Consider the following 4,127-nt stretch of genomic DNA (forward strand, 5'->3'; position numbering starts at 1 on the left):
CGACCCAGCGATTACGCCAGGGTGCTTACAGGCGGCCCAGGACCTGGGCGAGCAGTGAACCCATGCGCGTCGCGGAGTCGCGGCCGGCCTGGAGGACCTCTTCGTGGTTCAGGGGCTCTCCGGTCATGCCCGCCGCCAGGTTCGTGACGAGGGAGATGCCCAGAACCTCCGCACCCGCCTCACGCGCGGCGATCGCCTCGAGGACCGTCGACATGCCCACCAGGTCCGCACCGATGACCCGGGCCATACGGATCTCCGCCGGAGTCTCGTAGTGCGGGCCGGGGAACTGGGCGTAGACGCCCTCTTCCAGCGTGGGGTCGACCTCCTTGCACAGGGCCCGCAGGCGCGGAGAGTAGAGGTCGGTGAGGTCGACGAAGTTGGCGCCGATGATGGGGGAGGTGGCGGTGAGGTTGATGTGGTCGCTGATCAGGACCGGCTGGCCGGGGCGCATGCCCTCGCGCAGGCCGCCGCAGCCGTTCGTCAGGACGATCGTCTTGCAGCCGGCCGAGACCGCGGTGCGGACGCCGTGGGCGACCGCTGCCACGCCGCGGCCCTCGTAGTAGTGCGTACGGCCGAGGAAGACCAGGGCGCGCTTGTTGCCGATCCGGTACGAGCGGATCTTGCCTCCGTGGCCCTCGACCGCCGGGGGCGGGAAGCCGGGCAGCTCGGTGACCTGGAGCTCGGCCTCGGGGGCACCGAGGGCGTCCACGGCCGGAGCCCAGCCGGAGCCCATCACGAGGGCGACGTCGTGGGTCTCGGCGCCCGTGAGTTCGCGCAGGCGGGTCGCGGCGGCGTCGGCGGCGGCGTGGGGGTCGCCCTGGATGTCGTCCGGAAGAAGAGATGCGTTCACGCGCACGAGGGTAGCCGGTGATTGCCTACGCGCGTAGATGGTGGACCTCACGGGGTGGCGATCGTTGTCTTGTCGTTTCCGACGAAGCGGGTTCAGCAGGGGCGCTTGCGCAGTTCCATCACGTAGTCGTGCGGGGCGCCGGCCGACTCGGCCGCGTCGGCGATCTCGCCCAGGTAGCGGGCGGAGGGCAGGCCGCCCTCGTAGGCGTTGAGGGTGAAGGCCCACGCCTGTTCGTCACCCTCCAGGGTGTGGACCCGTACGCGTGTGCGGCGGTAGATGTCGAGCCCCACGCCCTCCCAGCGGTCGAGTGACTCCTCGTCCATGGGGGCGATGTCGTACAGCGCGACGAAGACCTGGTGGAGGGGGTCCTCGACGATCGTCGGCAGGGCGCCCTCCCAGCCCATGTGCTCGCCGCCGAAGGTCAGCCGCCACCCGTTCAGCCAGCCGGTGGCGCGCAGCGGCGAGTGCGGGGCGCGGCGGGACATCAGCCGCGCGTCGAGGTTGCCGGCGTACGCGGCGTAGAGCGACATGGGGAGAGGGTACGGCAGGTGCCCGGGAGTCACTCGCGTAACGGAGCCGCATCGGCGGTGGGCCCCGGGGCGGTGTCATGTTGATGGGTGCGGGACAATGGGGTACGTGACTCGGATCGTGATCATCGGTGGCGGACCCGGCGGATACGAAGCGGCGCTGGTGGCCGCTCAACTCGGCGCGGAGGTGACCGTCGTCGATTGCGACGGTCTGGGCGGGGCGTCGGTGCTCACCGACTGCGTGCCGTCGAAGACCCTGATCGCCACGGCTGAGGTGATGACCACCTTCGACTCGTCGTACGAGGAGCTGGGGATCATCGTCGCGGACGACACTCCCCACGTGGAGCAGGCCGCACGGGTGGTGGGCGTCGACCTGGGGAAGGTCAACCGGCGTGTGAAGCGGCTCGCGCTCGCCCAGTCGCACGACATCACGGCATCTGTGACGCGTGCCGGGGCGCGTGTCCTGCGCGGGCGCGGGCGACTGGAGGGCATGCAGGCGCTCGACGGGTCGCGCAAGGTCGTGGTGCGCGCCGCCGACGGGAGTGAGGAGACCCTGACGGCGGATGCCGTGCTCATCGCCACCGGTGGTCATCCCCGCGAGCTGCCCGACGCCCAGCCCGACGGCGAGCGGATCCTGAACTGGACCCAGGTGTACGACCTCGACGAGCTCCCCGAGGAGCTGATCGTGGTCGGGTCGGGTGTGACCGGTGCCGAGTTCGCCGGTGCCTATCAGGCGCTGGGGTCGAGGGTGACGCTCGTGTCGTCGCGGGACCGGGTGCTGCCGGGTGAGGACCCGGACGCGGCCGCCGTGCTGGAGGAGGTCTTCCGGCGGCGCGGCATGAACGTCATGGGACGCACCCGGGCGCAGTCCGCCAAGCGGGTCGGGGACCGGGTCGAGGTGACCCTCTCCGACGGGCGGGTCATCACCGGGTCGCACTGCCTCATGGCCGTCGGTGCCGTTCCGAACAGCTCGGGCATGGGGCTGGAGGAGGCCGGGGTCCGGCTGCGCGAGTCCGGTCACATCTGGACCGACAAGGTGTCGCGCACGACCGCTCCGGGCGTGTACGCGGCCGGTGACGTGACGGGCGTGTTCGCCCTCGCCTCCGTGGCCGCCATGCAGGGACGCATCGCCATGTACCACTTCCTGGGCGATGCCGTGGCCCCGCTGAACCTCAAGACCGTCTCGTCGAACGTCTTCACCGACCCGGAGATCGCCACTGTCGGCTACAGCCAGGCCGATGTCGACGGCGGGAAGATCGACGCCCGGGTCGTGAAGCTGCCGCTGCTGCGCAACCCGCGCGCCAAGATGCAGGGCATCCGCGACGGCTTCGTCAAGATCTTCTGCCGGCCGGGGACCGGGATCGTGGTCGGTGGTGTCGTCGTGGCGCCGCGTGCCTCGGAACTGATCCACCCCATCTCGATCGCGGTCGACAACAATCTGACCGTCGAACAGATTGCGAACGCCTTCACCGTCTATCCCTCCCTGTCGGGCTCGATCGCCGAGGTGGCACGGCAGTTGCACACCCGGAAGGACACCGGCGAGGGCTGAGGCCGGATCCGGTTCCTCGCTGGTCACGGGGAGTGTTCGACCATTCGTGCGGCATAGGCGGCGCGACTAGGCCCTATACCACTTCGCGCTGTGCCGTGCGAACATCTTCTGCTATTCAGCGCAAACTGCTGAAAGCAGACGGTCGCTGGCGTTACTGTCAGTTTCGTGTTCGCTGCAGAACGTCGCCAATTGATCCTCGAAATGGTGCGAGCGAACGGGGCCGTGTCGCTCCGTGAACTCGCCCGCGTCGTCCAGACCTCCGAAGTGACCGTACGGCGGGACGTGCGCGCGCTGGAGGCAGAAGGACTCCTCGACCGCCGGCACGGCGGTGCGGTACTGCCGGGCGGTTTCACGCGGGAGTCCGGCTTTCCGCAGAAGTCCCATCTCGCGACCGCCGAGAAGACCGCCATCGCCGACCTCGCCGCGAATCTCGTGGAGGAGGGCGAGGCGATCGTGGTCGGGGCGGGTACGACGACCCAGGAGCTGGCCCGCCGGCTCGCCCGGGTGCCCGGGCTGACCGTCGTCACCAACTCACTGCTGGTCGCCCAGGCGCTGGCCCATGCCAACCGGGTCGAGGTCGTGATGACCGGCGGTACGCTCCGCGGCTCGAACTACGCCCTGGTCGGCAGCGGTGCCGAGCAGTCCCTGCACGGGCTGCGGGTGTCGCGGGCGTTCCTGTCCGGGAGCGGTCTGACCGCGGAGCGGGGGCTGTCCACGTCCAACATGCTGTCGGCGTCGGTCGACCGGGCGCTGGTGCAGGCCGCCGCGGAGGTGGTGGTCCTCGCGGACCACACCAAGCTCGGGACGGACACGATGTTCCAGACCGTGCCGACGGATCTGATCACCCGCCTCGTGACGGACGAGCCGCCCGCCCATGACGACCGTGCGGGTACGGAGCTTCAGGCGCTCGCCGATCAGGGTGTGCAGATCACTGTCGCGGGGGCGCCGGGGGGGTCGGCCGGGGCGGGAGGTCCCGGGGGTGATGCCGTCCCGGGGCGTCAGCAGCGCCGGGATGTGCCGTTGCCTGGGCCTCGGCGGCAGGTGCCGGGGGCGGGGAGTGGGTTGCGGTCGGCCACGATGCTCGGGGATCAGAGTCCCGGGGCGGAGCGGGCCAGGGTCGCGGATCTGCGGCGGCGCTGAGAGCGCTGGGCGTCAGCCCAGGTGCTGTGGGTCGTCAGGCACCCGGCGTTCTGCTGGGGCC

The 4,127-nt window shown here is 70.5% G+C and carries 4 protein-coding genes; 2 read left to right on the forward strand and 2 right to left on the reverse strand.

The features are described 5' to 3' along the window. Window positions 1-25: 25 nt before the first annotated feature. Both ACZ3I3_RS41205 and ACZ3I3_RS41210 read right to left on the reverse strand, forming a co-directional pair. Window positions 26-850 carry a purine-nucleoside phosphorylase gene (locus tag ACZ3I3_RS41205; protein WP_467373005.1) on the reverse strand — a complete coding sequence of 275 codons (825 nt, stop codon included), beginning with the start codon at window positions 848-850 and terminating at the stop codon, window positions 26-28. A gap of 92 nt (window positions 851-942) precedes the next feature. Further along, a complete protein-coding gene (locus tag ACZ3I3_RS41210; protein ID WP_467373006.1) occupies window positions 943-1,380 on the reverse strand; it encodes a gamma-glutamylcyclotransferase family protein in 438 nt (145 codons plus the stop codon). Window positions 1,381-1,477: 97 nt separating this feature from the next. Here ACZ3I3_RS41210 and ACZ3I3_RS41215 point away from each other — a divergent pair, with 97 nt between their 5' ends. Together ACZ3I3_RS41215 and ACZ3I3_RS41220 are read left to right on the forward strand one after the other, a co-directional pair. Further along, entirely contained in the window at window positions 1,478-2,926 is a 1,449-nt protein-coding gene (locus ACZ3I3_RS41215) for an NAD(P)H-quinone dehydrogenase (RefSeq protein ID WP_467373007.1), read from the forward strand. Window positions 2,927-3,091: 165 nt separating this feature from the next. Further along, entirely contained in the window at window positions 3,092-4,066 is a 975-nt protein-coding gene (locus tag ACZ3I3_RS41220) for a DeoR/GlpR family DNA-binding transcription regulator (RefSeq protein ID WP_467373008.1), read from the forward strand. The last annotated feature ends 61 nt before the right edge of the window (window positions 4,067-4,127 follow it).

The organism is Streptomyces sp. NPDC016851, from assembly GCF_055562795.1.

Coding starts and splice junctions, on each gene's coding strand:
- ACZ3I3_RS41215 (WP_467373007.1), top strand. CDS start 1,478: ATGGGGTACGTGACTCGGATCGTGATCATCGGTGGCGGACCCGGCGGA.
- ACZ3I3_RS41210 (WP_467373006.1), bottom strand. CDS start 1,380: ATGTCGCTCTACGCCGCGTACGCCGGCAACCTCGACGCGCGGCTGATG.